General features: G+C 65.5%; 26 protein-coding genes. 12 read left to right on the top strand and 14 right to left on the bottom strand.

Annotated features, from left to right (window positions below):
- Positions 1-2 precede the first annotated feature (2 nt).
- Genes ACXJKC_RS19765 through ACXJKC_RS19785 form a run of 5 tightly spaced genes read right to left on the bottom strand, consistent with a single transcriptional unit; the run spans position 3 to position 2,663 of the window.
- Positions 3-800, bottom strand: a complete 798-nt coding sequence (locus ACXJKC_RS19765) for an ABC transporter permease (protein WP_456698464.1) — start codon at positions 798-800, stop codon at positions 3-5.
- Positions 797-1,699, bottom strand: a complete 903-nt coding sequence (locus tag ACXJKC_RS19770; protein ID WP_456698465.1) for an ATP-binding cassette domain-containing protein — start codon at positions 1,697-1,699, stop codon at positions 797-799. The genes ACXJKC_RS19765 and ACXJKC_RS19770 overlap by 4 nt, the downstream gene beginning before the upstream one ends.
- 4 nt (positions 1,700-1,703) lie before the next feature.
- A complete protein-coding gene (locus ACXJKC_RS19775) occupies positions 1,704-1,865 on the bottom strand; it encodes a hypothetical protein (protein ID WP_456698466.1) in 162 nt (53 codons plus the stop codon).
- Positions 1,866-1,884: 19 nt separating this feature from the next.
- The gene (locus ACXJKC_RS19780) at positions 1,885-2,238 is read right to left on the bottom strand and encodes a GntR family transcriptional regulator (protein ID WP_456698467.1); all 354 of its coding nucleotides are present in this window, start codon (positions 2,236-2,238) and stop codon (positions 1,885-1,887) included.
- A complete protein-coding gene (locus ACXJKC_RS19785) occupies positions 2,235-2,663 on the bottom strand; it encodes a GNAT family N-acetyltransferase (RefSeq protein WP_456698468.1) in 429 nt (142 codons plus the stop codon). The genes ACXJKC_RS19780 and ACXJKC_RS19785 overlap by 4 nt, the downstream gene beginning before the upstream one ends.
- A gap of 69 nt (positions 2,664-2,732) precedes the next feature.
- Here ACXJKC_RS19785 and pcrA point away from each other — a divergent pair, with 69 nt between their 5' ends.
- Entirely contained in the window at positions 2,733-5,093 is a 2,361-nt protein-coding gene (gene pcrA, locus ACXJKC_RS19790; protein ID WP_456698469.1) for a DNA helicase PcrA, read from the top strand.
- A gap of 28 nt (positions 5,094-5,121) precedes the next feature.
- Here pcrA and ACXJKC_RS19795 read toward each other — a convergent pair whose 3' ends face one another.
- Positions 5,122-5,922, bottom strand: a complete 801-nt coding sequence (locus tag ACXJKC_RS19795; RefSeq protein WP_456698470.1) for a M23 family metallopeptidase — start codon at positions 5,920-5,922, stop codon at positions 5,122-5,124.
- A 161-nt stretch (positions 5,923-6,083) separates the two neighbouring features.
- Here ACXJKC_RS19795 and ACXJKC_RS19800 point away from each other — a divergent pair, with 161 nt between their 5' ends.
- The 3 genes from ACXJKC_RS19800 (at position 6,084) to sucD (ending at position 8,540) form a co-directional block, all read left to right on the top strand.
- A complete protein-coding gene (locus tag ACXJKC_RS19800) occupies positions 6,084-6,389 on the top strand; it encodes a hypothetical protein (RefSeq protein ID WP_456698471.1) in 306 nt (101 codons plus the stop codon).
- A gap of 78 nt (positions 6,390-6,467) precedes the next feature.
- Positions 6,468-7,634, top strand: a complete 1,167-nt coding sequence (gene sucC / locus ACXJKC_RS19805) for an ADP-forming succinate--CoA ligase subunit beta (RefSeq protein ID WP_456698472.1) — start codon at positions 6,468-6,470, stop codon at positions 7,632-7,634.
- 9 nt (positions 7,635-7,643) lie between these two features.
- Positions 7,644-8,540 carry a succinate--CoA ligase subunit alpha gene (gene sucD, locus ACXJKC_RS19810; protein ID WP_456698473.1) on the top strand — a complete coding sequence of 299 codons (897 nt, stop codon included), beginning with the start codon at positions 7,644-7,646 and terminating at the stop codon, positions 8,538-8,540.
- Positions 8,541-8,610: 70 nt separating this feature from the next.
- Here sucD and ACXJKC_RS19815 read toward each other — a convergent pair whose 3' ends face one another.
- The 3 genes from ACXJKC_RS19815 to ACXJKC_RS19825 all read right to left on the bottom strand — a co-directional run bounded on the left by ACXJKC_RS19815 (position 8,611) and on the right by ACXJKC_RS19825 (position 11,647).
- Complete coding sequence (locus ACXJKC_RS19815; RefSeq protein WP_456698474.1) at positions 8,611-8,940, bottom strand: hypothetical protein; 330 nt, start codon at positions 8,938-8,940, stop codon at positions 8,611-8,613.
- A 67-nt stretch (positions 8,941-9,007) separates the two neighbouring features.
- Positions 9,008-9,439, bottom strand: a complete 432-nt coding sequence (locus tag ACXJKC_RS19820) for a hypothetical protein (protein ID WP_456698475.1) — start codon at positions 9,437-9,439, stop codon at positions 9,008-9,010.
- A 390-nt stretch (positions 9,440-9,829) separates the two neighbouring features.
- A complete protein-coding gene (locus tag ACXJKC_RS19825; RefSeq protein ID WP_456698476.1) occupies positions 9,830-11,647 on the bottom strand; it encodes an RNA polymerase sigma factor in 1,818 nt (605 codons plus the stop codon).
- 69 nt (positions 11,648-11,716) lie between these two features.
- On the opposite strand from ACXJKC_RS19825, the gene ACXJKC_RS19830 reads away from it, so the two are divergent.
- The 3 genes from ACXJKC_RS19830 to purH are packed head-to-tail and all read left to right on the top strand — an operon-like array spanning position 11,717 to position 15,028.
- Positions 11,717-12,913: a cell division protein PerM gene (locus ACXJKC_RS19830; protein WP_456698477.1), complete on the top strand. Its 1,197-nt coding sequence runs from the start codon at positions 11,717-11,719 to the stop codon at positions 12,911-12,913.
- Positions 12,867-13,469, top strand: a complete 603-nt coding sequence (purN, locus tag ACXJKC_RS19835; protein ID WP_456698478.1) for a phosphoribosylglycinamide formyltransferase — start codon at positions 12,867-12,869, stop codon at positions 13,467-13,469. The genes ACXJKC_RS19830 and purN overlap by 47 nt, the downstream gene beginning before the upstream one ends.
- On the top strand, positions 13,466-15,028 hold the full coding sequence (gene purH, locus ACXJKC_RS19840) for a bifunctional phosphoribosylaminoimidazolecarboxamide formyltransferase/IMP cyclohydrolase (protein WP_456698479.1): 1,563 nt from the start codon (positions 13,466-13,468) through the stop codon (positions 15,026-15,028). The genes purN and purH overlap by 4 nt, the downstream gene beginning before the upstream one ends.
- 14 nt (positions 15,029-15,042) lie before the next feature.
- Here the strand turns inward: purH and ACXJKC_RS19845 are convergent, their stop codons facing one another.
- Positions 15,043-15,687, bottom strand: a complete 645-nt coding sequence (locus ACXJKC_RS19845; RefSeq protein WP_456698480.1) for a TetR/AcrR family transcriptional regulator — start codon at positions 15,685-15,687, stop codon at positions 15,043-15,045.
- A gap of 165 nt (positions 15,688-15,852) precedes the next feature.
- On the opposite strand from ACXJKC_RS19845, the gene ACXJKC_RS19850 reads away from it, so the two are divergent.
- Together ACXJKC_RS19850 and ACXJKC_RS19855 are read left to right on the top strand one after the other, a co-directional pair.
- Positions 15,853-16,704 carry a bifunctional methylenetetrahydrofolate dehydrogenase/methenyltetrahydrofolate cyclohydrolase gene (locus ACXJKC_RS19850; RefSeq protein ID WP_456698481.1) on the top strand — a complete coding sequence of 284 codons (852 nt, stop codon included), beginning with the start codon at positions 15,853-15,855 and terminating at the stop codon, positions 16,702-16,704.
- Entirely contained in the window at positions 16,701-16,976 is a 276-nt protein-coding gene (locus tag ACXJKC_RS19855) for a DUF3017 domain-containing protein (protein ID WP_456698482.1), read from the top strand. The genes ACXJKC_RS19850 and ACXJKC_RS19855 overlap by 4 nt, the downstream gene beginning before the upstream one ends.
- Before the next feature lie 103 nt (positions 16,977-17,079).
- On the opposite strand, the gene ACXJKC_RS19860 is transcribed toward ACXJKC_RS19855, so the two are convergent.
- Both ACXJKC_RS19860 and aqpZ read right to left on the bottom strand, forming a co-directional pair.
- Positions 17,080-18,069 carry a malate dehydrogenase gene (locus ACXJKC_RS19860; RefSeq protein ID WP_456698483.1) on the bottom strand — a complete coding sequence of 330 codons (990 nt, stop codon included), beginning with the start codon at positions 18,067-18,069 and terminating at the stop codon, positions 17,080-17,082.
- Positions 18,070-18,179: 110 nt separating this feature from the next.
- Positions 18,180-18,878, bottom strand: coding sequence for an aquaporin Z (gene aqpZ / locus ACXJKC_RS19865; RefSeq protein ID WP_456698484.1), 699 nt, complete (start codon positions 18,876-18,878; stop codon positions 18,180-18,182).
- A gap of 144 nt (positions 18,879-19,022) precedes the next feature.
- On the opposite strand from aqpZ, the gene ACXJKC_RS19870 reads away from it, so the two are divergent.
- From ACXJKC_RS19870 to ACXJKC_RS19880, 3 genes are all read left to right on the top strand, one after another.
- Positions 19,023-21,236 (top strand): NADP-dependent isocitrate dehydrogenase, encoded by a 2,214-nt coding sequence (locus ACXJKC_RS19870; protein WP_456698485.1) that lies wholly within the window; start codon positions 19,023-19,025, stop codon positions 21,234-21,236.
- Positions 21,237-21,299: 63 nt separating this feature from the next.
- Complete coding sequence (locus ACXJKC_RS19875) at positions 21,300-23,204, top strand: hypothetical protein (RefSeq protein ID WP_456698486.1); 1,905 nt, start codon at positions 21,300-21,302, stop codon at positions 23,202-23,204.
- 77 nt (positions 23,205-23,281) lie between these two features.
- Positions 23,282-24,478 carry an MFS transporter gene (locus ACXJKC_RS19880; protein ID WP_456698487.1) on the top strand — a complete coding sequence of 399 codons (1,197 nt, stop codon included), beginning with the start codon at positions 23,282-23,284 and terminating at the stop codon, positions 24,476-24,478.
- Here the strand turns inward: ACXJKC_RS19880 and ACXJKC_RS19885 are convergent.
- On the bottom strand, positions 24,464-25,432 hold the full coding sequence (locus ACXJKC_RS19885) for a sulfate/molybdate ABC transporter ATP-binding protein (RefSeq protein ID WP_456698488.1): 969 nt from the start codon (positions 25,430-25,432) through the stop codon (positions 24,464-24,466). The genes ACXJKC_RS19880 and ACXJKC_RS19885 overlap by 15 nt on opposite strands.
- The gene (locus ACXJKC_RS19890; RefSeq protein WP_456698489.1) at positions 25,422-26,240 is read right to left on the bottom strand and encodes a sulfate ABC transporter permease; all 819 of its coding nucleotides are present in this window, start codon (positions 26,238-26,240) and stop codon (positions 25,422-25,424) included. Before ACXJKC_RS19890 ends, ACXJKC_RS19885 begins: the two co-directional genes overlap by 11 nt.

The following is a 26,240-nucleotide window of genomic DNA, read 5'->3' on the forward strand; positions in this document are numbered from 1 at the left end:
GGTCAGGTGATGTCGCGTCGCAGCGTCGTCCGCAATCCGATCACCGCGAGAACTGCGACGTACGCCAGCATGACGAGTGCGCCGGGCAGCCGACCGAGTAGTTCGACCGACGATCCTGCGGCGTAGAAGCTCGACCCGGCTATCGATTCGGCAGCAGCGCCGGGCAGGAATCGCGCGATCGCCGCCGTGGCGTCGAATGCCGACAAGCCCAGACGCACGATCGGCTCGACGAACTGGGTGAAAGCCAAGATCGTGATGATCGCAGCGATCTGGTTGGGCAGCACCGATCCGAGCCCGACGCCGATCATGCACCAGATCGAGAGCGCGACGATCGACAATACGATCGCGACCCAGGTGTCTGCATCGCCGAACCGCAGCGGCACGTCCTTGAAAGCCAGCACAGGTGCTCCGGTGGCCAACGTTCCGATCACGCCGGCCACACCGAACAGAAGTCCGATCACGGCGCCGACCACGAGCTTGGCCAGCAAGACGATGTGGCGACGAGGCTCGAACAAGAACGTCGGAGTGGCGGTCTGGTGACGGAACTCGTTCGTCACGATCAGGGCGCCGACCACGAGTGGGAAGACGTAGCCCAGTGCGGTTGCGAGTGTGTAGACCGAACCGGTGACCTCCTCGGGCGACAGAACAGACCCGGACCCCGTCATGTCCTCGCCCGCCGCAAGGGCGAATCCCAGCACGCCGGCGAGGAAAGCCATATAAAGAGCCATGCCGATCAGCAGAATCCACCACAGGCGGGTGCTGAAGAGCTTGCGGAGCTCGGTCCTGATCGCGGCGCTCATGCGGCGGTCCCGGCCTGATCGGTGAGGCGTAGGAACAGGTCCTCGAGGTCCAGCACATCTTGGGAGAGGCCGTGTAATTCGAGTCGTTCGGTGAAGGCCACGGCACCGATCTCTTCAGCTGTCGGGCCGTGGACCACAACGCTGTCGGCGGCGGTGTCGAGGCGCCAGTCGCGGGCCTGCGCGATCTGCTCGAGGAGCGGACGGTCGGGAGTGCGGACGTGGACCCGGCGCTCTCCGAGCGCTGCGAGTTCGTCGAGGGTCGAGGCGTGCACGAGCCGGCCACGGGCGATGATCACGACGTCGTCGACGGTCTGCTGAACCTCGCCCAGGACATGGCTCGACACCAGCACGGTCCGGCCTTCGGAGGCGAGGTGACGTAGGAACAGCCGCAACCAGGAGATGCCATGGGGATCGAGCCCATTGGCCGGTTCATCGAGCACCAGGACCTGGGGATCGCCCAGCAGCGTCGTGGCAAGGCCGAGGCGCTGGCGCATGCCGAGGGAGAAGCCGCCGACCCGGCGGTCGGCGGCATCGGTCAGGCCGACGATCTCCAACACCTCGTCGACCCGGGCATCCGTGGCATCGACCTGGGGCGCGAAGACCCTGAGGTGGCCGCGCGCCGTGCGTCCGGGATGGAAGCTATTGGCTTCCAACGCCGCACCGACCGTCCGTCCGGGGCTGGTGAGTTCGCTGTAGGGGCGTCCACCGATCAAGGCGGAGCCTGCTGTGGGCTCGACCAGCCCGAGCAGCATGCGCAACGTCGTGGTCTTGCCCGAACCGTTGGGACCGAGGAATCCGGTGACCCGTCCGGGAGAGACGTCGAACGAGAGATCGTCGACGGCCCGTACGTCGCCGAACGTCTTGGTCAGGCCGCTGATCGTGATGTCTGACGAAGGCACCGAATCAGCTCTCGTCGCGACGGCGCAGTTCGTCTTGGATGTCGTGACCGGGCAACCGGGGTGGGGGAGCCGCAGATCGATCCCGGCTGCCGACACCGCTGAGAGCTACACCGATGAGGGCGATGCCGCCGACGAAGAGAAGGAACAGAACGACGTTGAAAGGCACCCCGTCACGCTATCTGATGTCACAAGCTCCAATGTTGCTCGACCAGCCTGACGGCCTCGTCCTTCGACAGTCCTTGGCGCCGGGCGAGCTGGGCGTAGGCCTTGGCCGAAGCGTCGGATTCGGGATCATTCATGCGCTGGGACGCGATGAACGTGCCCTGGCGTCCGCGGGTCTCGATGACACCGTCGGTCTCCAGGGCGCGATACGCCTTCGCGACGGTGTTGGTCGCGAGATCGAGTTCGGCAGCGAGCGCGCGGACGGTGGCGAGCTTGTGTCCGGCCGGAAGGGTGCCATCGGCGGCGCCTGCCGCGATCTGGCGACGCAGTTGTTCGAATGGCGGTTCGGAGCCGGAATGATCGATCGTCAGGGTCATCGTTCGAGCTCCACCATGGGATAGGGACGCCCGACGGCGTCGCGTTCGCGCCGGGCGGTCTCGGTGAATCCACGGGAGCGGTAGAACGCGAGCCCCGCCGTGTTGTCGGCGTACACCTCGACGCTCGTGGCACCGACATGCTGGATGAGCCGGGTGCCTATTCCTTGACCGTGGAAATCAGGATCGATGTACAGCAACTCGATGTGGTCATCGCGCGCACCGACGAAGGCGACAGCAGCGCCGTCGATCTCGACGAGCCACACATCCATCGACGGCAGAAATGAGTCGCGGATGAAGGGACGCATCTCGGTGAACTCGTCGTCGGTCATGAAGCCGTGGGTCGATCGGGCGGCCCGCTCCCACACATCGGTCAACGTGTCGAAGTCGGCCTCGCGGGCCACGCGAATGCCGGCCGTGGGGTCCATGACACGGAGTCTACGTCCGACCGCACCCACGACTGCGGTGTCGGCGCCGGCAACTAGGATCGATACACGATGACCTTGCCGTTCCCCGTGCCCTCGATGGGCAGTCCCGCCACGCCCGCGACCAGGCGCCCGCGCTCTGAGATCCTGCTCGACGGGCTCAACGACGCCCAGCGCGCCGCTGTCTCGCACCCTGGCGGTCCGCTGCTTGTCGTCGCGGGTGCCGGCTCGGGCAAGACGCGGGTGCTGACCCGGCGCATCGCCTGGCTCATCGCCGATCGCGGCGCACATCCCGGTTCGATCTTGGCGATCACGTTCACCAACAAGGCGGCCGCCGAGATGCGCGAGCGCGTCGCCGATCTGGTCGGTCCCCGGGCCCGGATGATGTGGGTCTCGACATTCCACTCCGCATGCGTGCGCATCCTGCGTCGTGAATCGAACAAGTTCGGATTCACCTCGTCCTTCACGATCTACGACTCGGCCGACCAGCGTCGGCTCATGACGTTGATCTGCCGCGACATGGACCTGGATCCCAAGCGCATCAACCCGCGGGCCGTCCTGAACTGGATCTCCAATCTCAAGAACGAGCTGGTCGATCACGAGGCGGCGGCCGGGCGGGCGCAGAATCCCACCGAAGAGATCTACGCCGAGGCCTACAAGGCCTATCAAGGGCGGTTGCAGGCCGCCAACGCGATGGACTTCGACGATCTCATCATGAACACGGTGCACCTGTTCCAGGCCTGGCCTGATGTGCGGGAAACCTATCGCAGGCGGTTCCGCCACATCCTGGTCGACGAATACCAAGACACCAACCACGCGCAGTACCAGCTCATCAAAGAGCTGACTGACGAAGAGTCCGATCTGCTGGTCGTGGGTGATTCCGATCAGTCGATCTATGCGTTCCGCGGCGCCAACATCCGCAATATCCTCGAATTCGAGGACGATTTCCCCAATGCCGCAACGATCCTGCTGGAGCAGAACTACCGGTCCACGCAGACGATCTTGTCGGCAGCCAACGCGGTGATCAGTCGCAATGCCGGCCGCAAGGACAAGCAGTTGTGGTCCGCGGAGGGCGATGGCGAGAAGATCGTCGGCTACGTCGGTGATGACGAGCGCGACGAGGCGCAGTTCATCTCCGACGAGATCGACAAGCTCGTCGACACCGGTGACATCGCCGCCAAAGATGTCGCGATCTTCTACCGCACGAATGCTCAGAGCCGGGTGTTCGAAGAAGTCTTCATGCGCGTGGGCCTGCCGTACCGGGTTGTCGGTGGTGTGCGGTTCTACGAGCGCAAGGAGATCAAGGACGCACTCGCCTATGTGCGGACCCTGGTCAATCCGCGCGATGCGGTCTCGCTGCGGCGCATCATCAATGAACCCAAGCGCGGAATCGGCGATCGTGCGGAGGCCTCGATCCAGCGGCTCGCGACCCAGCACGACATCAGTTTCTGGGAGGCGTTGACTCGCGCGGAAGAGGCGCCCGATCTGGCCACCCGCTCGTTGAACGCGATCCAGGGCTTCACGACGTTCATGTCCGAACTGATGGAACTTTCCGACTCAGGTGCGGCTGCCGATGCAGTGCTCGAAGCTGCCCTGACCCGAAGCGGCTATCTGTCGTCGCTGGAGAACAGCACCGACCCGCAGGACGAGACACGGGTTGAGAACCTTGCAGAGCTCGTCGCGGTAGCCCGTGAGTTCGTCGTGGGCGCCAGCACAGTCGACGAGGACGATCTGATGCCCGAGCACTACGTCGAGGAGCCGTCTGAGGCCGTCGACGCCATCTCGGACGAGCCGACGTTGGGCGAGGGGTCACTTGCGGCTTTCCTCGAACAGGTTGCGCTGGTCGCCGACGCCGACCAGATCCCCGACGAGGGCGATGGCGTCGTCACGCTGATGACCCTGCACACCGCCAAGGGGCTGGAGTTCCCGGTCGTGTTCTTGACGGGACTCGAAGACGGCGTCTTCCCGCACATGCGGTCATTGGCCGACGTCAAGGAACTCGAAGAGGAGCGCCGGCTGGCCTATGTGGGTATCACCCGGGCGCGTTCACGTCTCTACATCACGCGTGCCACGACGCGAGCGGCGTGGGGCGCACCGTCATACAACCCGGCCTCACGGTTCCTCGAGGAAGTGCCGGCGACATTGATCGACTGGCGACGACTCGGGTCCTCGCCCTCGCAGTGGACGCCGAGTCAGGCCTCGGCCTCCTCGCAGTCGTCCTTCAGATCGTCTAATGTCGCGGCGCGGTCCAAGAAGGTCAATCGTGAGGTCATCTCACTGTCACCCGGCGACCGGGTCAGCCACGACCAGTTCGGGCTGGGAACCGTCATCGCGGTCGAAGGGCAGGCCGACAAGTCTGTCGCGTCGGTCGACTTCGGCTCTGGCGGAGTCAAGCGACTCCTGCTGCGCTACGCACCGGTCGAGAAGCTTTGACCTAGGAGCGTGGCCTCGTAAGGCAGCGTTACGGTGTGACCCGGTGCCCGACCAGTGCGGCGTAGGGATCGACTGGATCGCCGCCGCCCGGATGTACCTCGAGGTGCAGGTGCGGGCCGGTCACATTGCCGGTCGAGCCGGTGTAACCGATGGTCTGGCCAGCAGAGACGACATCGCCGGGCTTGACCGCCATGCTGCTCTGGTGGCAGTACCAGATCTCGGTGCCGGCATCAGGGCCGCTGGTCAGGGTGACAACCGTGCGATTGCCGTAGGCGCCTTCGTAGCCGGCCGATGTCACAGTGCCTGCGGCAACTGAGACGATCGTGGTTCCGGACGGACCGGCGAAGTCGAGTCCGGTATGGGTCGTCGACCACAGTCCGCTGCTCTGACCGAACCGTGCGGTCAGGTGGTAACCCGTGACCGGGAGAACCCACTGATTGAGCAGGTCCTTCTTGGCTTCCTTGCTCACTGCGCTGGTGAGCTCTTTCTGAGCTGCCTGCACCTGAACTGCCTGGGCCTTGACCTGCTTGTCCAGCGTCGTGCGGTCGAAGCTGCGGCTGACATCGACGTCGCCGCTCACGTCCTTGGCAGAACCGGTGTAGCTCTGCGAAATGGTCTGATACTTGTCGGCTTTGAGCGAGTTGCTGTCGGTCGCGCCACCAACTACCGCAGAACCAAAAGCAGCCAGGATCAGTGCGCAAGCACCGGCCATGGCTGGGGTGGGAACGAGGGTGCGGCGGCGAGTCCTGGTGGCTACGCGTTTACCTGCAACCCGTTGCGGGCTCTCCTGGCGCACGTCGAGCCGGCGTTTGGGCGCAGATGAAGACACGCAGTAAACCTCCGGGAGATGGCGACAGGACTTGACCGACCTTAGCCGACCGCACCTGACGGAGGAAACCGAATCAGCGATTTGAACACTATGTGGACACATCGTGAGGCGAAATTGTCGACATAATGTGAGGGCATTCACTCGCATGGGACGATGGATCCGTGGCCAGAGAACGCATCGTCGTGGGTTCCATCGGCGCAGATGAGGCGGTGCGGACCTATGCACGCCAGCTGCGCGATCAGGGGCGGGAGGTTGTCTTCGTCGGGGGCGGGCAGAGCCCCGAACATCTGCTGAGCACCGCGATCGCGGAAGACGCCGTGCAGATCGTGGTCGACGGCGACGCCGCCGCGCTCGGACGTCTGGGGGAGCTGTGCGCGCGGCTCGGCGCGGATGCGCCGCTCGTGGTCGATTGGCGAGCCGACGGGTGTGACGTAACCAACGCCCCTGAAACGACAGAGCCGGTATAGAGTCGATAAGGCTCAATTTTCGGCGGTTCACCCGCCGCCCTGAGCGCAGCGGAACTCCAACTGAGGACGGACACCACCGTGGATTTGATGGAATATCAGGCGAAGGAACTCTTCGCCAAGCATGGCGTCGCGACGACGCTCGGCGTCGTCGTCCAGACCGCCGAAGAGGCCAAGGCCGCAGCCGAGCAGATGGGTGGCGTCACCGTCATCAAGGCTCAGGTCAAGGCCGGAGGCCGCGGTAAGGCCGGCGGAGTCAAGATCGCCAAGACTCCCGACGAGGCCTTCGAGCACGCGACCAACATCCTGCAGCTGACGATCAAGGATCTGCCGGTCAACCGCGTGCTCGTGACGCCGGCGACTCCGCCGATCGAGGAGTACTACTTCTCGTTCCTGCTGGACCGCTCCAACCGCAGCTACCTGTGCATCGCGAGCGTCGAGGGTGGTGTCGAGATCGAAGAGGTCGCCAAGACCAACCCCGAGGCCGTCCGCCAGATCCCGATCGACGCCGGTATCGGCGTCGACGAGGCCAAGGCTCGTGCGATCGTCGAAGAGGCCAAGTTCCCGGCCGAGCTTGCTGACCAGGCCGTCGCCATGGTCCAGTCGCTGTGGAAGGTCTTCGTCGAAGAAGACGCCACGCTGGTGGAGGTCAACCCGCTGGCTCGCCTCGAAGGCGACAAGCTCGAAGCACTCGACGGCAAGGTCTCGCTCGACGAGAACGCCTCCGAAGTGCGCCACCCCGAGCACGAAGACTTCGTGATTCACGAAGAGGCCGACCCGCTCGAAGCCAAGGCGAAGGCCAAGGGCCTCAATTACGTCAAGCTCGACGGTGAAGTCGGCATCATCGGCAACGGCGCGGGTCTCGTCATGAGCACCCTCGACGTCGTCGCGTACGCCGGTGAGAAGCACGGCGGCGTCAAGCCGGCCAACTTCCTGGACATCGGCGGAGGAGCGTCGGCCGAGGTCATGGCCAACGGCCTTGACGTCATCTTGAACGATCCGCAGGTCAAGAGCGTTTTCGTCAACGTCTTCGGCGGCATCACATCGTGTGACGCGGTCGCCAACGGCATCAAGGGTGCTCTCGAGCTCCTCGGTGCCGAGGCCTCCAAGCCGCTGGTCGTGCGCCTCGACGGAAATAACGTCGAAGAGGGCCGCGCGATCCTCAACGAGCTCAACCACCCGCTCGTCACCCAGGTGGACACGATGGACGGCGCGGCCGACAAGGCCGCCGAACTGGCGAACGGCTAAGGGGCAGACATGTCAATCTTTCTGACCAAGGACTCCAAGGTCATCGTCCAGGGCATCACCGGCGGTGAGGGTTCCAAGCACACCGCGCGCATGCTCGCGGCCGGCACGCAGGTCGTCGGCGGCGTCAACGCACGCAAGGCCGGCACGACCGTCGAGCACGTCGACGCATCGGGCGCCAAGGTCGAGCTTCCCGTGTTCGGCTCGGTCGCTGAAGCTATCGAGAAGACCGGCGCCGACGTCTCGGTCGCCTTCGTGCCGCCGGCGTTCACCAAGGACGCCGTCGTCGAAGCTATCGACGCTGAGATCGGCCTGCTCGTCATCATCACCGAAGGTGTCCCGGTCCAGGACAGCGCCGAGTTCTGGGCCTACGCCCAGGGCAAGAAGACGCGCATCATCGGCCCGAACTGCCCCGGCATCATCACGCCGGGCGAGGCGCTGGCCGGCATCACGCCGGCCAACATCGCCGGCTCGGGTCCGATCGGTCTGGTCTCCAAGTCGGGCACGCTGACCTACCAGATGATGTTCGAGCTGCGCGACTTCGGCTTCTCGACCGCGATCGGTATCGGCGGCGATCCGATCATCGGAACGACGCACATCGACGCCCTCGAGGCGTTCGAGGCTGACCCCGACACCAAGGCGATCGTCATGATCGGTGAAATCGGCGGCGACGCCGAGGAGAAGGCTGCGGCCTACATCAAGGCCAACGTCACCAAGCCGGTCGTCGGCTACGTCGCGGGCTTCACGGCTCCCGAAGGCAAGACGATGGGCCACGCCGGTGCGATCGTCTCCGACGGTGCTGGCACCGCGCAGGGCAAGAAGGAAGCTCTTGAGGCAGCAGGCGTCAAGGTCGGCAAGACGCCGTCCGAGACCGCTGAACTCATGCGGGAGATCCTGAAGAACCTGTAGGACCGAAAAGCAGGAATGCCCCCTCCGTCTTTGATGGGAGGGGGCATTCCTGTGTGGGCCCATGCAGGGTCTATCCGGGTCGGGTCAATTGCTCCACCGCAGGCGTGAGCTCGACTCGGTAGGGCAGAACTCGCAGGTCATCCGCGTTCACGTCCACTCCTTGTGACCTCGCTAATCGTGCCAGGTACTGCCATGGGTGGTCCTCGCCGTCATCGTCGTCGCCCTCGTCGGGCAGGACCACAGTGAGCACCGACTCGATGAGAGATGACCGGCTCTCCCGGAGATCGTCGTCGGCCTCGTAGCCGCGCATGCCGGTAGTAAGGCCGAGGTCATCGCGCAAGATGACTCTCGTGCCGTCTTGAAGGTCCACGAACTCGCTGATATCCAGGCTCGTGGTCATCCCGCCGTCTAGGTATCGGCTTAGTTCGCAACGGGCGCCTAATGCAATGGGTTTCATCAGGTCCCAATCACGATGATGGATAGCAAGCTAGATCTTTGCCCGGGCTGGTTGTCCATCCGGACGGATCGCCGACACCGATGAGGTCGACATCGACCCGCACACGCCAGCCGACCGTCTTGCTCCCGGCACAGTTCTCGCGCACAGCGCTTCGGTTGGCACTGCCGCCTCCGGCGTACACGCTCTTGCTTTTGGTGTCTACTGTCCGCCAGTAGCAGGATCCAAAGGCATCACAGAATACAGCTTGTAGAACGGCATCTACATTGGCTTTGGATGGGCAGGTGCCAGACTCCTTCGTCCACCAGCCATGGGCCGAGGCGGCGAACCCAGTGCCCGAGAAGTGGACGTTGTCGGTTCGTTGCCGGTATTTGCAGGACCCGGCGGTAATTACTCCCGAAACGGCCATCGCGGAGAATTCGGGTTTCTCGTTGAGGTCGGCCAACGAACCGTAATGTCCTTCGGTCGCGGTCCCAGTAGACGGCTCGGTCTCTGCCGCTGCGGGACCGAATGCGAGGGTGAGGGAGGCTATTGTGCCGACGACGGCGGAGAACCACACTGCGCGGCCGGATCTCTTGCCGACAGGACGAATAGTCTGCATGTATCTCTCCGATTGCCTCGAAGGCGGAGTCAGGGGCGTCAAGAATCCGCAGGGTGCGCCGGAGGTTACCGGCTAGTATCTGCATGCAATCGCATATGTGACAGTATGTCAAGGTCCTACTGTCAGTGAGGCGCGACAGAGAATCGAGTGGTGCAAACAGCAGCCCGAGCGGTGCGGTCTGGACAGACACGCCGTCCCAGAAAGACCAAACCGCACCGCTCGCGGGGGAGGGGGCTACCTGAGGTACTTCAGCCGGGTTCCGGCGCGTTCGGCGATCGCGGCGAACTGCTTTTGGGAGATGTCGTATTTGCCGGACGGGGAGAACGTCACCTGGGCAATGTCGGCGCCGCGGCGGACGATCGCGCTGCGGTAGTAGACCCGGCTCTTGGTCTTGTCGTCCAGCTGGAAACTGACTCGGCGGGCCTGACCGCTGAAGGCATCGGTCGACACCTTGACGACCTGGTCGATCTCGGCAGACAGAATCTTCTCATTGCATGCGGCGATGCGCTGATTGACGAGCTTGACGAACGTCTTGGCCTTCTTGACCGAGGAGAACCTGGCCACGGTCTCGGCGACGCCGAACTCCTTGGGCAGATTGGCAGCCTGGTACAGCACGTAGATGCGGGATCCGGCCTTCTCGACCGACTTGCTCGTGAAGCTCGCGTTGTCGCACAGCGTCGCGGCCGGATTGGTGCTGGCCGCGAACGGTGCGGCGGCCCAGACTTTGTCGATATCGGCGACGGGTGGCAGGTCGACGATGCCGAGGAACTCGGGAGCTTTCGACGTCGCCGGTGGATCGGTGCGGACGACCTGGATCTTGTCGGAGCAGTCGCCGCCACTGTCCTCGCAGATCTTGGCGACCGAGTCGTTGAGAGTACGTGCGAAGGCCTGGACACTCGGGCCTTTGGCTCCATCGACCTCGTGGACGAGAGTGCTCGTGACGGTGCCCGAATGGCTGAATCCGACCGTGAAGGTGCGTCCGGGCGAGCGATGCGATCGCAGTTTGAGGATCTGGAAGTCGCCGAACGGGCGCTGCACGGTGTACGCGGCGACGAGCTCGACCCGCGGGTGCGCGCAGTCGGCGTACCACTGCACGAGCCGGTTGTAGGTCTCGGTGGCGATCTCGTCGCTACGTGAGAGCTCGATGGCTTGGGCGACCCGCTCGCTGTCGGCGCCGTTCGAGCTGAACGTGCGCACGAACACTTTGAGCGGGTCGCTGTCGGCGTAGCGCGTCATCGGGCAGGTCGCGTACGGCGTCGTGTTGGTGACGGCGTCGTCGGTGTTGTCGACCTTCCAGGCGCGCCCGGGGTTGAGTTGGGTGACCTGCGGGGCGGACAGCAGGTTGCCGGCATCGATCTTCTCGGCGTCGAGCAGGATGTCCTTGCTCTCGGCACCGAGTTTCTGACGTTGTGGAAGCTGTTCGCTGGTGGCGAGGGCATCCCCGTCGGTGGCGAGCCAGCCGCCACCGAAGATCACGGCCAGCGCGACGGCCACGAGCAGCACGGTGTTGCGTTGACGTCCTCGCCGCGCAGCGGTGCGGACGACGGAGGACCGCGGTGCTTCCAGGGTTTCGGTGACGTTGGCCAGCCCGTGCATGCGTCGTTCGACCGCGTCGATGCTCTCGTCGAGGGCCTTCTCCAGTGCGGCAAGAGCCGTCGTGACGTTCTCGATGCCGACCTCGGCAGGCAGCCCGACCTCGCGGGAGGCTTCTTCGAGGTCTGTGTTGCCGAGCGTCATGAGCGCGATCAGACGGCGGTCGTCAGACGGTAGATCATGCAGCGCGGTCAGTAGCTCGGTGTCGCTGTCTTCCTCGTGGCGCTTGCGCAGGGGATGCGCGCTGCGGCTCAACGCGGTCAGCTTCCAGGCTTCATTGCGGACGTAGGAGATGGGGTGGCGATCGCGGATCTTCGACCAGTCGCGCCACGCTCGGCGGTAGGCATCGACGGTCGCCTCGAAGGCGACCTGACGATCGCCGCAGACCGCGTAGGTGACGTGGACGGCTCCGGCGAAGGTGGAGGAGTAGAAGCTGTTGAACTCGTCGACGCGAGTCATAGTCCAGCCTCCTCGTTCCATCGGCGTGCCTGTGTGCAACGGGGCAACTTTACAGGGGATGATGAAGCAATGGCCCCGCCCGCTGAATCCTCCTACCTTCGTGCGGCCTTCCTCACAGCAGTTGTCGCGGCATCGATCTCATGGCTGGTCGCTGGGCTGTTCGTGTTGATCGCCCAGGCTGGCGGCGATATCTCGCTGGTGTCGACATTCCGGGTCAGCGTGCGGACCTGGCTTGTGGCGATGGGGGCCGGGATCGATGCTGGTCCGGTCGCGTTCGGTCTCGTCCCCTTGGGCGCGGCCTTCGTGTCGATCGCTGTGGTGGCCCGCGCGGCCCGGTGGATCCTGGTCGACCCGATCGATGATCTCGCCGCTTTCGCCGCCTCTTCGGCGGGTGCCTACGGGATCATCGCCGCGACGGCATCGGCGGTCAGCAACTCCGGCGATGTGCAGGTCTCGGCCGTCAGGGCCGCGTGCGCGGGTTTCGTGGTCGGCGGTCTCGGCGCCGCCTGGGGCAGTGTCATGCGCCATGGCGACGGCGAGCGTTGGTGGTTCACGACCCCCGAGGACGTCCGGGCGACGGTGCGCGCGGCGGCGTCAGGCGTCGCGGCGGTGCTGCTGGCCGCGACAGTCATTGTGGCGATCCTCACGATCCGGGGAGTCACCCGAGCCGGTGACCTGTGGGCGGCGCTCGATCCGGGCGCAGGCGGTGGTCTGGTCCTGGGGGTGGGGTCGTTGCTGGCCGTTCCCACGCTCATCATGTGGACCGTCTCGGCGTTGATCGGTCCAGGATTCGCGCTCGGCACAGACACGACAGTCGACCTGACCGGAGCGCAGCTCGGGCAGGTGCCGGGTTTCCCACTGTTCGCGGCTCTGCCGTCGCCGGGTGAGTTCCCCGGCTGGGTCTTCATCCTGGGTCTGCTGCCCCTGTTCGCCGGAATGTTGTGCGGCTGGCGCCTGCGCACGTCCGGTGAGACCGGTGCGGGCCTTCGGGTGCTGCTCGGGACGGCTGCCGGAGCGCTGGCCGGTCTGGTGCTGGGGGTTCTGGTGGCGCTGTCGCACGGCGCGATCGGGCCGGGACGGATGGCAGACGTCGGACCGCCGCTGTTCACGCCGGCGCTGGTCGCCATGGGCGTCATGGCGGTAGGCGGCGCATTCGGTTCGGCGCTCGCCCACTATCGTGGAGGGCGTGCCTCCCGCCCCTCGGACACCAGCGCGACTGGTGGTTCTCGTCTCTGGAAGCGGCACCAATCTCCAAGCACTGATTGATGCTGCCGCCGACGTCGAGTACGGCGTCGAGATCGTGGCGGTCGGGTCGGACCGCACCGGCATCGAAGGACTGGTCCGGGCCGAACGTCACGGCATCCCGACGTTCGTGTTGGCGACCAAGGACTTCGAAGACCGGGCGGCCTGGGATGAGGCGCTCGGCTCGACGGTCGCGACGTATGAGCCAGATCTCGTGGTGCTGGCCGGCTTCATGAAACTCACCGGCCCAGCGTTCTTGTCGCGATTCGGCGGCCGGACCCTCAACACCCACCCCGCCCTGTCACCGGCGTTCCCGGGCATGCACGGTCCACGCGATGCTCTGGCGTACGGCGTCAAGGTCACCGGAGCCACGCTCTTCGTGGTCGACGAAGGCGTCGACACCGGCCCGATCGTCGCCCAGGTCGCCGTACCGGTCCTGGCGGACGACGACGAAAGCTCTCTGCACGAACGAATCAAGACCAGCGAGCGCGCCATGCTGGTCGAATGGGTCGGCACCTTGGCGCGCAATGACTTCCACCTCGACGACCGGGCCGTGCGGCTCGGAGGAGAACAGACATGACAGAGCCCACACTGACAGATTCGCGCCCCCTCAAGCGTGCCCTCATCTCGGTCTATGACAAGACCGGCCTGGAGGATCTCGCCCGCGATCTGCACGCCGCTGGCGTCTCGATCGTGTCGACGGGCTCGACCGCCAAGACGATCGAGGCGGCGGGCGTTCCGGTGACCCCGGTCGAGGCATTGACCGGATTCCCCGAGTGCCTCGACGGCCGGGTCAAGACATTGCATCCGCGCGTCCACGCCGGAATCCTCGCCGATCTGCGGCTCGATTCCCACGTCGAGCAGCTCGCCGAACTCGAAATCGAGCCCTTCGACCTTGTCATCGTCAACCTGTACCCGTTCAAGGCCACGGTCTCCTCGGGTGCCACGCCCGACGAGTGCGTCGAGCAGATCGACATCGGCGGACCGTCGATGGTTCGGGCCGCGGCCAAGAACCACCCGAGCGTTGCGGTCGTCGTGTCGCCGGATGCGTACGACGATGTGCGAGCCGCGCTGGCCGCAGGTGGTTTCTCGCTCGCACAGCGCAAGCGTCTCGCCGCCCAGGCATTCGCGCACACCGCTGCGTACGACGTCACCGTCGCCTCGTGGTTCGCCAGCTCGTACGCCGGAGAAGAGGGCGAGTGGCCCGACTTCACGGGCGAGGCGTGGGTCAAGTCAGCGGTTCTGCGCTATGGCGAGAACCCGCACCAAGAGGCTGCGCTCTACACCGACGGCACGGGCGGACTGGCAGGGGCCGAGCAGTTGCACGGCAAAGAGATGTCATACAACAACTATGTCGACACCGATGCCGCCCGCCGCGCGGCCTATGACTTCGACCAGCCTGCCGTCGCGATCATCAAGCACGCCAATCCCTGCGGAATCGCCGTCGGCACCGACGTCGCCGAGGCACATGCGCGCGCCCACGCATGTGATCCTGTGTCGGCCTTCGGCGGCGTCATCGCGACCAACCGACCCGTCAGCGTCGCGATGGCCCAACAGGTGGCCGAAGTGTTCACCGAAGTCATCGTGGCCCCCGACTACGAGCCGGGCGCCGTCGAGGTGCTGCAGGGCAAGAAGAACATCCGCATCCTGAAGTGCGCCGACGGCGATCAAGCCGCCGAAGAGATCCGACAGATCAGCGGTGGCGTCCTGGTGCAGATGCGCGATCACGTCGATGCCGACGGCGATGCGCCGTCCACCTGGACGCTCGTCGCCGGCGAGCCCGCCGACCAAGCGACCCTCGCCGATCTCGAATTCGCGTGGACGGCATGCCGCGCGGTCAAGTCCAATGCGATCCTGCTGGCCAAGGACGGCGCCTCGGTCGGCGTCGGCATGGGACAGGTCAACCGAGTCGACTCCTGCAAGCTCGCAGTCGAGCGAGCCGGGGAGCGCGCCACGGGTTCAGTCGCCGCCTCAGATGCGTTCTTCCCGTTCGCGGACGGTCTCCAGGTGCTGCTCGACGCCGGAGTCCAGGCGGTTGTGCAGCCGGGCGGCTCGGTGCGCGATGACGAGTCGATCGCTGCTGCGAACGCGGCCGGCGTGACGATGTACGTCACGGGGACCCGGCACTTCTTCCACTGAGGCCGGGTGCGGCCCTAGTCTGCGGAACGTAGGGCCGCGAGAGCCTCGTCGACGCCGTCTGGTCCGATGGCGTGGGCGGCAACCAACTGCCTGATCGCGGTGGTCAGGATGCGCGCCTCATCGGTCTCGTCGTACAACGTCGACTGCCGGCGCAGTGCGGTGCCGGCGATCAGGGCCACGATCGATGCGGCGAGCATCGGGGCCTCGGCAACGCCGACCCGCGACAGGAGCGAGACTGCGAGGGACTCCAGGGCCTGGAGCGCTCGGGATGTGAGGTCGTGCAGGCTCGGCTCGCGGGCGGCGGCCAGGAAGATCGAGAGTTCGAGCGCCGCGACCTCGGGACCCCGGGCGGCGAATACTGTGCCGATGAGGTCTACCGCAGCGTCGAGACTCACGTCGATCTCGAAGTCGACCTGGGTGAATGCTTCGAGTTCAGTCGTCCAGGCCACGAGGTGGGCGCTGAGGGAGGCCCGGATCAGCTCGTCAATCGACTCGAAGTAGTAGGTCGTGGTGGCCGATGGGAGGCCGGCGCGCGCCGCGACAGCGCGGTGGGTGATGGCGCGGGAACCGCCTTCTGCGAACAGCTCGATGGCGGCCTGGAGCAGAGCCTCGCGGCGTACTCGGCTGCGTTCTTGCGACAGCTGTGCGCGTTCGACCATTGACGCCACCTCACCATTTCTATGCGTTCGCACGATTTGTCTCGTGTTCTGGGATTCTGGGGGAAGTCTATGCGCCGTCTCGTCGTGACAATGTCCGCCTTGCTGACGGGGCAGATCACGCTGCCTGTCGTCGATTGACAGGTGGGACGTGAAAGACTCGTCCCCGTGACTGCGCAGATTCTGGACGGCAAGGCGGCTGCGGCCGCGATCAAGGGCGAGCTTCGCGAGCGGGTGACCGTGCTGCGCGACAAGGGCATCGTCCCGGGTCTCGGCACGATCCTGGTCGGTAACGATCCGGGATCTCAGTGGTACGTCGCCGGCAAGCATCGTGATTGCGCGGAGGTCGGTATCGAGTCGATCCGGATCGACCTGCCGGAGACGGCGTCGCAAGCAGATGTCGAGGCTGCGATCGATCAGCTGAACGCCGATCCGGCATGCACGGGGTACATCCTGCAGCTGCCATTGCCCAAGGGGCTCGACGAGAATGCCGCGATCGGCCGGATCGACCCGCTCAAGGATGCCGACGGCTTGCACCCAACTAATCTGGGCTGGTTGGTCCTGGGCAAGGAAGCGCCACTGCCGTGCACCCCCCGCGGGATCATCGAGTTGTTGCGTCGCCACGACGTTCCGATCGCGGGCCAGCACGTCGTCGTGGTGGGCCGCGGAATCACCGTGGGACGGCCGATGGGTCTGCTGATGACTCGCCGCAGCGAGAACGCGACGGTGACCCTGTGTCACACCGGCACGGCCGACTTGGGTGCCGAGGTGCGCCGCGCGGATATCGTGATCGCGGCGGCGGGTGTGCCGGGAATCATCACCGCCGACATGGTCAAGCCGGGTGCGGCACTGCTCGATGTCGGCGTCAGCCGCGACGAGAACGGAATCGTTGGCGATGTCGATCCTGCGGCCCATGAGGTGGCCGGCTGGATCTCGCCGAATCCCGGCGGCGTCGGTCCGATGACCCGGGCCCTGTTGCTGGCCAATGTCGTCGACACCGCGGAGCGACTGAGCCGGTGAAAGGCCCCCGTAGCCGCGGCTCGCAGCTGTATCTGCTGCAGTTGCTGACTGTCGCCGTGGGCATCGCGCTGGTCGTCGCGAACCTGTGGCGGGCGGGGATCATCGCAGTCGGAGTGGCCTTCGCGATCGGTGCGATCGCCCGCTCCGTCGTGCCGCTCGATCACACCGGGATGCTGCGGGTGCGCGGCAGATTATTCGACATCGTCTGGATGACAATGCTGGGCACGGCCTTGATCGTCCTGGCACTGGTCATCCCCTCCCAACCCAAATAACGCTCGCGAGTCACCTAGTTACGTCCGGCGAGTCACTTGTTCACCACGTGGGTGTAACTGAGTGACTCACGGGCGGTAACCCAGTGACTCGCGAGCGTTGGGGTTAGATGAGGCCTAGGTCCTTGACCGCAGCCCTTTCTTCTTCGAGTTCTTGTGCTGTGGCGTCCATCTTCTGGCGGCTGAAGTCGTCGATCTCCAGGCCCTGGACGATTTCCCAGTCACCATTGCTGGTTGTGACGGGGAAGGAGTAGATCAATCCCTCGGGCACGCCGTACGAGCCGTCGGAGCGGACAGCCATGGACGCCCAGTCACCTTCGGGGGTGCCGGTCAGCCAGTCGCGGGCGGCGTCGATGGTCGCCGACGCGGCTGAGGCGGCCGACGAGGAGCCGCGCGCGTCGATGATCGCGGCGCCGCGCTTGGCGACGGTGGGGATGAACGTGTTCTCGATCCAGGCCTGGTCGCCGACCGTCTCCGCGGCGTTCTTGCCTGCGATCTCCGCGTGGAAGATATCGGGGTACTGGGTGGCCGAGTGATTGCCCCAGATCGTCATCTTCTTGATGTCGGTGACAGCTGAGCCGGTCTTGGCCGCGAGCTGTGAGATGGCCCGGTTGTGGTCGAGTCGGGTCAGGGCGCTGAACCGCTCGTCGGGGATGTCGGGCGCATTGGTCATCGCGATCAGGGCGTTGGTGTTGGCCGGATTGCCGGTCACGCCGATACGGACGTCATCGGCTGCCACTTCGTTCAGCGCCTTGCCCTGGGCGGTGAAGATCGCGCCATTGGCCGACAACAGATCGCCACGCTCCATGCCGGGGCCGCGTGGGCGTGCGCCGACGAGCAGTGCGAGGTTGACGCCGTCGAAGATCACATTGGGGTCATCGCCGATCTCGACGCCGGCCAATGTGGGGAACGCGCAGTCATCGAGTTCCATCACGACACCCTCGAGGGCTTTCAGTGCCGGAGTGATCTCGAGCAGCTGCAACTGGATCGGCGTGTCGGGCCCGAGCAGCGAGCCGCTGGCAAGACGGAAAAGAAGGCTGTAGCCGATCTGGCCTGCTGCGCCGGTGACGGCAACCTTGACGGGTGTTGTGCTCACGAGTTGTGCTCCTTGGGAGGTGTCGAGAGATAAGGCCTGCCATCCGAAACTAGCGCAGTCGCCCCCAGCTCAATAGCGGGGGCGACTGCGGATCGTGTACGGATGCGACCTCAGTCGTCGGCTCCCACGATCATTGCGTGGGTCACACCGGCGATCGCGGCGCCGATGACCGGCGCGAGGATGAAGACCCAGAGCTGCTGAATCGCATCGCCGCCGGCGAACAGGGCAGGGCCGATCGAGCGGGCGGGGTTGACCGACGTGCCGTCGACCGGGATCGAGATCAGGTGGATCAGCGTCAGACCAAGACCGATCGACAGACCCGCGAATCCGACCGCTGCCCGCTTCGCTGTTGCGCCGAAGATGATGAAGAGGAAGAAGGCCGTCAGGACGATTTCGGTGACGATCACGGCGACCAGGCTGTAGCCACCGGGCGAGCGGTCGCCGAAGCCGTTCGTACCGAAGCCTGAGGCTTTGGCGTCGAATCCGTCGGTGCCAGAGGCGATGACGTACAGCACGGCGGATGCGACAATCGCGCCGACGAGCTGGGCGCCGAAGTAGCCGGGTACGTCTTTCCAGTCGAAGCGCTTGGCGGTGGCCAGGCCGACTGTCACGGCAGGGTTGAAGTGGCCGCCGGAGATCGGGCCGAAGGCATAGGCCGCGGTCAGCACTGTGAGGCCGAACGCCGCGGCGATGCCGCCGAAGCCGACCTGCTCGCCGGCCAAAACGGCGGTACCGACACCGCCGAGGACCAGCCAGAACGTACCCAGCGCCTCAGCGCCGAGCTTGTGGGCAGTAGTGGGAGTGGACATGGCTCCTCCTGAGAATATGAGTCTTTGGCTGTCAGATTAGGGCGATTCTGGCTGCAAGCGGGGGAGGCTGAAGGTTTCACGGCAGGTGAGATATCTTGATGTCAAACAATCTTTTGGCATCCGACTGGAGGAGTCACCGCACTCATGGCCAAGATCATCTACACCCACACCGACGAGGCGCCCGCGCTGGCGACCTACTCACTGCTCCCCGTGATCGAGGCGTACGCCTCGACCGCCGGCGTCGAGATCGAGACTCGTGACATCTCGCTGTCGGGGCGCATCATCGCCCTGTTCGGCGACCGTCTGACCCCCGAGCAGCAGATCGGCGACGCCCTCGCCGAGCTCGGCGACCTGGCCAAGACGCCAGAAGCCAACATCATCAAGCTGCCCAACATCAGCGCGTCGATCCCGCAGCTCAAGGCAGCGATCGCCGAACTGCAGGAGCAGGGCTACGCCCTCCCGGACTACCCGGACGATCCGCAGACCGACGAGGACAGGGACGTCCGCGCCCGCTACGACAAGGTCAAGGGCAGCGCGGTCAACCCCGTCCTGCGTGAAGGCAACTCCGACCGTCGTGCGCCGTTGTCGGTCAAGAACTATGCACGCAAGCACCCGCACTCGATGGGTGCCTGGAGTAGCGACTCGAAGACCAACGTCGCCACGATGGGCGAGAACGACTTCCGCTCGAACGAGAAGTCGGTCGTGATCGACGCCGACACGACGATCTCGATCCAGCACGTCGCCGCCGACGGCACGACGACCGAGCTGAAGCCTGCGTTCAACGTCCTGGCCGGCGAGATCGTCGACGGAACCGTCATGCGCGCCGCCGCGCTCGACGAGTTCCTCAAGGCTCAGGTCGCCCGCGCCAAGGAAGAAGGTGTGCTGTTCTCGGTGCATCTGAAGGCCACCATGATGAAGGTCTCCGACCCGATCATCTTCGGGCACGTCGTCAAGGCGTTCTTCCCGGCCGTGTTCGAGCAGTACGGCGCCGACCTCGAGGCTGCCGGCCTCAGCGCCAGCAATGGTCTCGGCGGAATCCTCGCGGGTCTGGACAAACTGCCCAACGGCGCAGAGATCAAGGCTGCCTTCGACCAGGGCATCGCCGAGGGTCCGGCCCTCGCGATGGTCGACTCCGACAAGGGCATCACCAACCTGCACGTGCCGAGCGATGTCATCGTCGATGCTTCGATGCCGGCCATGATCCGCACGTCGGGCCACATGTGGGGCCCGGACGGCAACGAGGCCGACACGCTGGCCGTAATCCCCGACAGCTCGTACGCCGGGATCTACCAGACCGTCATCGACGACTGCCGCGCCAATGGTGCGTACGATCCGACCACGATGGGCTCGGTGCCCAACGTCGGTCTCATGGCTCAGGCGGCCGAGGAGTACGGCAGCCACGACAAGACGTTCGAGATCGCTTCCGCAGGTACCGTCCAGGTCGTCGACGCGGCAGGCAATGTGCTGCTCGAGCACGCCGTCGAGCCCGGCGACGTGTGGCGCGCCTGCCAGACCAAGGACGTCCCGATCCGCGACTGGGTCAAGCTCGCCGTGACCCGCGCTCGCGCGTCCAGCACGCCGGCCATCTTCTGGCTCGACGAGACGCGTGCGCACGACCGCAACCTGATCGAGAAGGTCAAGGCGTACCTGCCCGACCACGACACGGACGGCCTGACGATCGAGATCATGGCGCCGGCCGAGGCCACGCAGTACTCGATCGACCGCATCCGCAAGGGTGAGGACACGATCTCGGTCACCGGCAACGTGCTGCGCGACTACAACACCGACCTGTTCCCGATCCTGGAGCTCGGCACGAGCGCCAAGATGCTGTCGATCGTCCCGCTGATCAACGGTGGCGGACTGTTCGAGACCGGCGCCGGTGGCTCGGCGCCCAAGCACGTGCAGCAGCTCGTCAAGGAGAACTACCTGCGCTGGGACAGCCTCGGCGAGTTCCTGGCCCTGGCCTCGAGCTTCGAGCACATGGCCGTCACGACGGGCAACGCCCGCGCGCAGATCCTCGCCGACACGCTCGACCGGGCGACCGGCACGTTCCTCGACGAGAACAAGTCGCCGGGCCGCAAGCTCGGCACGATCGACAACCGTGGCAGCCACTTCTACCTGGCGCTGTACTGGGCCAAGGAGCTCGCGACGCAGACCGAGGACGCCGAGCTGGCAGCGGCGTTCACGGCGGTCGCCGATGCGCTGTCGAGCAATGAGCAGACGATCGTAGACGAGCTCCTGGCCGTCCAGGGCTCGCCGGCCGACATCGGCGGTTACTACCGTCCTGATGAGGAGAAGGTGAAGGGCGTCATGCGTCCGTCGTCGACGTTGCTGGAAGTGCTCGCAACGCTGGTCTGATTCTCGCGTCACGAACTCTCGGTTGGGCACTCTCGTAAGGGAGAGCCCAACCGAGAGGCGTTTATGCGCACCCGTACGACCATCGTCCTTCCCCTGACCGCGGCGCTCGCCTCTATCGCACTGGTGGGTGTCCCGTCCGCGGTCGGCCGCGTCGATGAGACGATCAAGCCGCGCGCGCAGACGATCGCCGCCGGGGCAGCGCACACCGTCCTGATCGACGGCGCAGGCGAGGTATGGGGTGTGGGGTCCAGCTCTGACGGCCAACTCGGGGCTGTCGGGTCGGTCGCCGCGCTACGGAAGATCCCGGGGCTACCCACGACCGTGACGGCTCAGGCCGTCGATGCCGGACCTGACTTCACGCTCGTCCTCGGCTCCAACGGCGTCGTCTACGGAACCGGTGCCAATGGCTTCGGTCAACTCACCGGTACAAGCGGCGCCGACGTCACGACGTTGAAGCCCCTGAGCGGTCTGCCGAGTGGCGTCAAGGCCACGGCGGTCGCCGCTGGGAACAACTTCACCCTTGTAGTCGGTAGTAACGGGACGGTGTACGGCACGGGCCGAAACGATCATTCGCAGCTGACTGGGGCCGCGGGCGCTCGCAGCACGCTGTCAGCGCTCACAGGACTGCCGGCCGGAACCAAGGCGGTGGGAGTCGACGCCGGCGCCGACTTCAGCGTCGTGATCGATACCGACGGGAAGGTCCACGGTGCAGGCAGCAACGCAGCGCACCAGCTGAGTCGGGCTAGTACCTCGGACGTGACGACTCTGACCGGGTTCGACAACTGGCCTACAGGTTCGGCGACTGCCGTCGCGGCCGGAGTCGACTCGACCGCAGTGCTGCAGGGCGGACGGATCGTCTCCGTGGGAGCCGGCAACGCGACCCCGGCCACCAGCGATCTGTCCAGCGCGACAACCTACGCTGTCGCCGTGGCGGCGAACTCGCAAGCTGCGAGCGTTCTCGCGGCAGGCGAAGACGGCAAGGCCTACCGGGCCGCAGCGTCGGCGACGACCTACGTGCCGGTGGCGGAGCCGACTGAGCTCGACAAGGTCGTCGAGGTGGCCGCTGGTGCGAGTCACGTGATCGTCCGCGATGCGGTCGGCATCGTCTACTCGGCACCCGGCGGTTCAGCTGAGCCTTTGACGCAGGTACCCGGCCAGAAGTTCGCGGCGCACGACCGGCCCACGTTCGTGACTGGCGCGACGGTGAGCGAAGGCGACCAGATCACCGCGAACCCCGCGAGCTGGATCCCGTCAGACATCGGCACCTCGACCTTCCAGTGGCTGCGCAATGGTGTGGAGATCCCCCATGCGACCTCCGCGACGTACACGGTCGTGCCCGCGGATCACGGATCCTCCATCAGCGTGCTGGAGACCCGGGAAGCGACTGGATTTGAATCAGGAACGCGCGAGAGCGAATCGGTCGAGGTCGCATTGCCGACGCTCGCGGCCATCGCCCGATCGAGCATCTTGGGTGGAGGGAAGGTCGGTGCGACGCTGACGGCGACCGATGCGGTTTTCGAGCCTCAGCAGGAGGACATCTCCAGGGTCTGGTTGCGCAATGGAGCGCAGATTCCCGACGCGACGGGCCTGTCCTATCGGTTGACGACGGCTGACGCAGGACGCAGTATCTCGGTGCGAACCCGGGGTACCAAGCCCGGCTCGACCGACGGGGTGTCGATCTCCAATGCGATCAAGGTTGCGATCCTCAACACCAAACGACCCACGATCTCGGGCACGGCGAAGGTCGGCAAACGGCTCAAGGTCAGGTCGAAGGGGACGTGGTACGGCGCGGCGAGTTACTCGTACCAGTGGTATCGCGGTTCGTCGAAGATCCGTGGAGCGACCAAGACGACATACAAGCTGACCAAGAAGGATCGCAAGAAGAAGGTGCGCGTGAGGGTGTCCGCCAAGCGTCCCGGTTTCTCGACCGTCACGCTGGCTTCGGCGACGACCAAGAAGGTGAGATAGCCGGCCGGGATGTGATTCGGGGCACGCCACGCGGCGCGGCCGGAATAGCGACCGTCACGGGCCTCTTATCCTGAAACGTGACCGCCGTCGATTCGCCCATCCGCACCCGCCACGTGACCTTGGCGTTGATTGCTCTGGCTCTGGGCGGGTTCGCGATCGGCACCACGGAGTTCATGACGATGGGGCTGCTGGAGGAGATCGCTGACGGGATCGACCGCAGCAATGCCGAGACGGGGCACATCATCACGGCGTACGCGTTCGGAGTCGTCGTCGGTGCGCCGATCATCGTCTCGCTCGGGGCCCGACTGCCCAAGAAGGAACTCGCGATCGGCCTGATCCTGGCGCTGGGCGTCGGCAATGCGATCACGGCCGTCGCCAGTGGATATCTTCCGGTCATGGCGGCGCGGTTCGTCTCCGGACTGCCGCACGGGGCCTACTTCGGGGTCGCATCACTGCTCGCGGCCTCGATGGTGGCTCCGGCCATGCGCGGTCGAGCGGTCAGCTCGGTGATGCTGGGATTGTCGGTCGCCACCGTCGCCGGAGTGCCGGCCAGCACGCTGCTGGGACAGGCCCTCGGCTGGCGCAGCGCCTACTGGGCGGTGCTGGGTATCGCGATCGCGGCTGCGGCGATGATCTTGTTGTTCGTCCCGCATTCGCCGGCGAATCGCGGCGCGTCCGTGCGCGGAGAGCTCTCCGCGCTCAAGCGTCCCCAGGTGCTGTTCGCGGTCTCCGCGGGCATGGTGGGCTTCGGCGGCCTGTTCGCGATGTACAGCTACATCGCACCTATCGTCACCAAGACCATGGACCGGCCGGAATCGTGGATCGCGGTCTTCACCCTGGTCTTCGGTATGGGGTCGGTCGTCGGATCGTGGGGCGCGGGAATCCTCGCGGACTGGAATGTGGAGCGTTCGGTGCTCTGGGGTTTCGTGGCCACCGCGTTGGTACTCGTGGCGTTCTACTTCGCGGTGCTGCAGCTCGTGCCGGCGCTGTTGTTGGTGTTCGCGGTGGGTGCGCTCGGATCGGTTCTCGCGATAACCCTGCAGATCCGCCTCATGGATGCCGCAGGCGAAGCCCAGATGCTCGGCGCGGCACTCAATCACTCCGCGCTCAACGTCGCCAACGGCCTGGGGGCGTTCTTCGGCTCGGTCATCATCACGACCGGTTACGGGTACCGCGCGACGGCGCTCGTCGGAGTCGTCCTGGCAAGCGTCGGCCTGCTGATATTCGCCGCCGGTCTGGTGTATCAGCGCCGCTCTCGGTCAGTGACTGACTGATTCTGCTCCCACGCGAGGACGCAGCCAGACCATATCGCCCTCATGCAACTGAAGTGCCACGGCCTCAGCGCGGGTCACCACGACCTGCACCGGATCGGGATGCAGCTTGTCGTCGGGGGTGACTTCGAGGCGGATCTCGAAGCCGACCCGGGTCCAGCGGGTGATCCGTCCCGATGCCGTGGCAGCGTGTTCGTACCGGGTGATGTCGATGTCATGAGGACGGATCAGCTTGTCACCGAGCTTGGTCACCGGACCGAGGAAGGACAGTACGAAGTCGCTGGCCGGACGGTCGTACAGGTCGTCGGGGGAGCCGATCTGTTCGATCCGTCCCTCGTTGATCACCACGATGCTGTCGGCGACTTCCAGTGCCTCCTCCTGGTCGTGGGTCACGAACACCGTCGTGACATGCACCTCGTCGTGGAGTCGGCGCAGCCAGTCGCGCAGCTCTTTGCGCACCTTGGCGTCGAGCGCGCCGAACGGCTCGTCCAGAAGCAGGACGCTGGGTTCGATCGCGAGCGCGCGGGCCAGGGCCATCCGCTGGCGCTGGCCACCGGAGAGCTGGGACGGCAGCCGGTGGGAGAACTGTTCGAGGTGGACGAGCTTGAGCAGCTCATGCACCTTGTCCTTGATCTCGGCCTTGGGCTTCTTGCGGATCTCCAGACCGAAGGCGACGTTCTTGGCCACCGTCATGTGTTTGAAGGCCGCATAGTGCTGGAACACGAATCCGACATTGCGCTTCTGGGCGGGGACGTTGGTCGCGTCGATTCCCTCGATCTGGACGCTGCCGCTGTCGGACGACTCCAGTCCGGCGATGATGCGCAACAGGGTCGACTTGCCGCCGCCGCTGGGTCCCAGCAGCGCGGTCAGCTGTCCACTGGGGATGCTCAGGTCGATGTCCTGCAAAGCGACGAAGTCGCCGAAGTTCTTGTTGATCCCGCGGATCTCAATCCCCATCAGTGTCGTCCTTGGGTCGAAGGATGGTCACGACGACGAGTGCCGCGACCGCGATCATGGCGAGCAGGAATGAGGTCGCGTAGGCCGACCCCTGCTCGAAGTCCTGGTACTTCTGTTCGACCACGAGGGTCGCTGTCTGGGTCTGCTGGGCGACATTGCCCGACACGATCTTGACCGCGCCGAACTCGCCGAGCGCCCGGGCCAGGCTCAGGACGACGCCGTACACGAGCGCCCATTTGATCGATGGCAGCGTGATTCGCCAGAACGACTGCCAGGCGCCGGCTCCGAGGCTCTTGGCCGCCTGCTCCTGGTCGGTGCCGATCTCGTGCAAGACCGGGACGATCTCGCGGATCACGAGCGGCAGGCTCACGAAGGCCGTCGCCATGACGATGCCCGGGGTCGCGAACGCGACCTGAAGCCCGGCATCTTCGAGCGCGGGCCCGAACGTGCCGTTCGTACCGCCATAGGCCAGCAGGAGGGCGAGTCCGACGACGACGGGCGAGACCGACAGCGGGAGGTCGATCAGCGCCGACAGCACGCCTCGTCCCGGAAAGTCGTAGCGCACGAGCAAGAGCGAGATCCCGACGCCGAAGACCGTGTTGATCGCGACGGCCCACAGCGCGACGATGACCGTCAGCTGGAGCGCATCGGTGACGACGGGATCGGACATCGCCGTCTGGAGGTTGTCGAGCCCGCCTTCGAATGTCTTCTGCACGACCAGCACGACCGGCCAGATGACCAGCAGGAACAGATATCCGATGACCAGGACGCGGCGGACCCAGGTGCCAGGCGTGCGGGGCGGGGCCAT

It is taken from the genome of Aeromicrobium sp. P5_D10, from assembly GCF_054049535.1.

What these genes read in the sequence shown, in the direction of transcription:
- ACXJKC_RS19765 (WP_456698464.1), bottom strand. Translation starts at nt 800, where the DNA reads ATGAGCGCCGCGATCAGGACCGAGCTCCGCAAGCTCTTCAGCACCCGC.
- ACXJKC_RS19780 (WP_456698467.1), bottom strand. Translation starts at nt 2,238, where the DNA reads ATGACCCTGACGATCGATCATTCCGGCTCCGAACCGCCATTCGAACAA.
- ACXJKC_RS19785 (WP_456698468.1), bottom strand. Translation starts at nt 2,663, where the DNA reads ATGGACCCCACGGCCGGCATTCGCGTGGCCCGCGAGGCCGACTTCGAC.
- pcrA (WP_456698469.1), top strand. Translation starts at nt 2,733, where the DNA reads ATGACCTTGCCGTTCCCCGTGCCCTCGATGGGCAGTCCCGCCACGCCC.
- sucD (WP_456698473.1), top strand. Translation starts at nt 7,644, where the DNA reads ATGTCAATCTTTCTGACCAAGGACTCCAAGGTCATCGTCCAGGGCATC.
- ACXJKC_RS19815 (WP_456698474.1), bottom strand. Translation starts at nt 8,940, where the DNA reads ATGACCACGAGCCTGGATATCAGCGAGTTCGTGGACCTTCAAGACGGC.
- ACXJKC_RS19825 (WP_456698476.1), bottom strand. Translation starts at nt 11,647, where the DNA reads ATGACTCGCGTCGACGAGTTCAACAGCTTCTACTCCTCCACCTTCGCC.
- ACXJKC_RS19830 (WP_456698477.1), top strand. Translation starts at nt 11,717, where the DNA reads ATGGCCCCGCCCGCTGAATCCTCCTACCTTCGTGCGGCCTTCCTCACA.
- purH (WP_456698479.1), top strand. Translation starts at nt 13,466, where the DNA reads ATGACAGAGCCCACACTGACAGATTCGCGCCCCCTCAAGCGTGCCCTC.
- ACXJKC_RS19845 (WP_456698480.1), bottom strand. Translation starts at nt 15,687, where the DNA reads ATGGTCGAACGCGCACAGCTGTCGCAAGAACGCAGCCGAGTACGCCGC.
- aqpZ (WP_456698484.1), bottom strand. Translation starts at nt 18,878, where the DNA reads ATGTCCACTCCCACTACTGCCCACAAGCTCGGCGCTGAGGCGCTGGGT.
- ACXJKC_RS19870 (WP_456698485.1), top strand. Translation starts at nt 19,023, where the DNA reads ATGGCCAAGATCATCTACACCCACACCGACGAGGCGCCCGCGCTGGCG.
- ACXJKC_RS19875 (WP_456698486.1), top strand. Translation starts at nt 21,300, where the DNA reads ATGCGCACCCGTACGACCATCGTCCTTCCCCTGACCGCGGCGCTCGCC.
- ACXJKC_RS19885 (WP_456698488.1), bottom strand. Translation starts at nt 25,432, where the DNA reads ATGGGGATTGAGATCCGCGGGATCAACAAGAACTTCGGCGACTTCGTC.
- ACXJKC_RS19890 (WP_456698489.1), bottom strand. Translation starts at nt 26,240, where the DNA reads ATGGCCCCGCCCCGCACGCCTGGCACCTGGGTCCGCCGCGTCCTGGTC.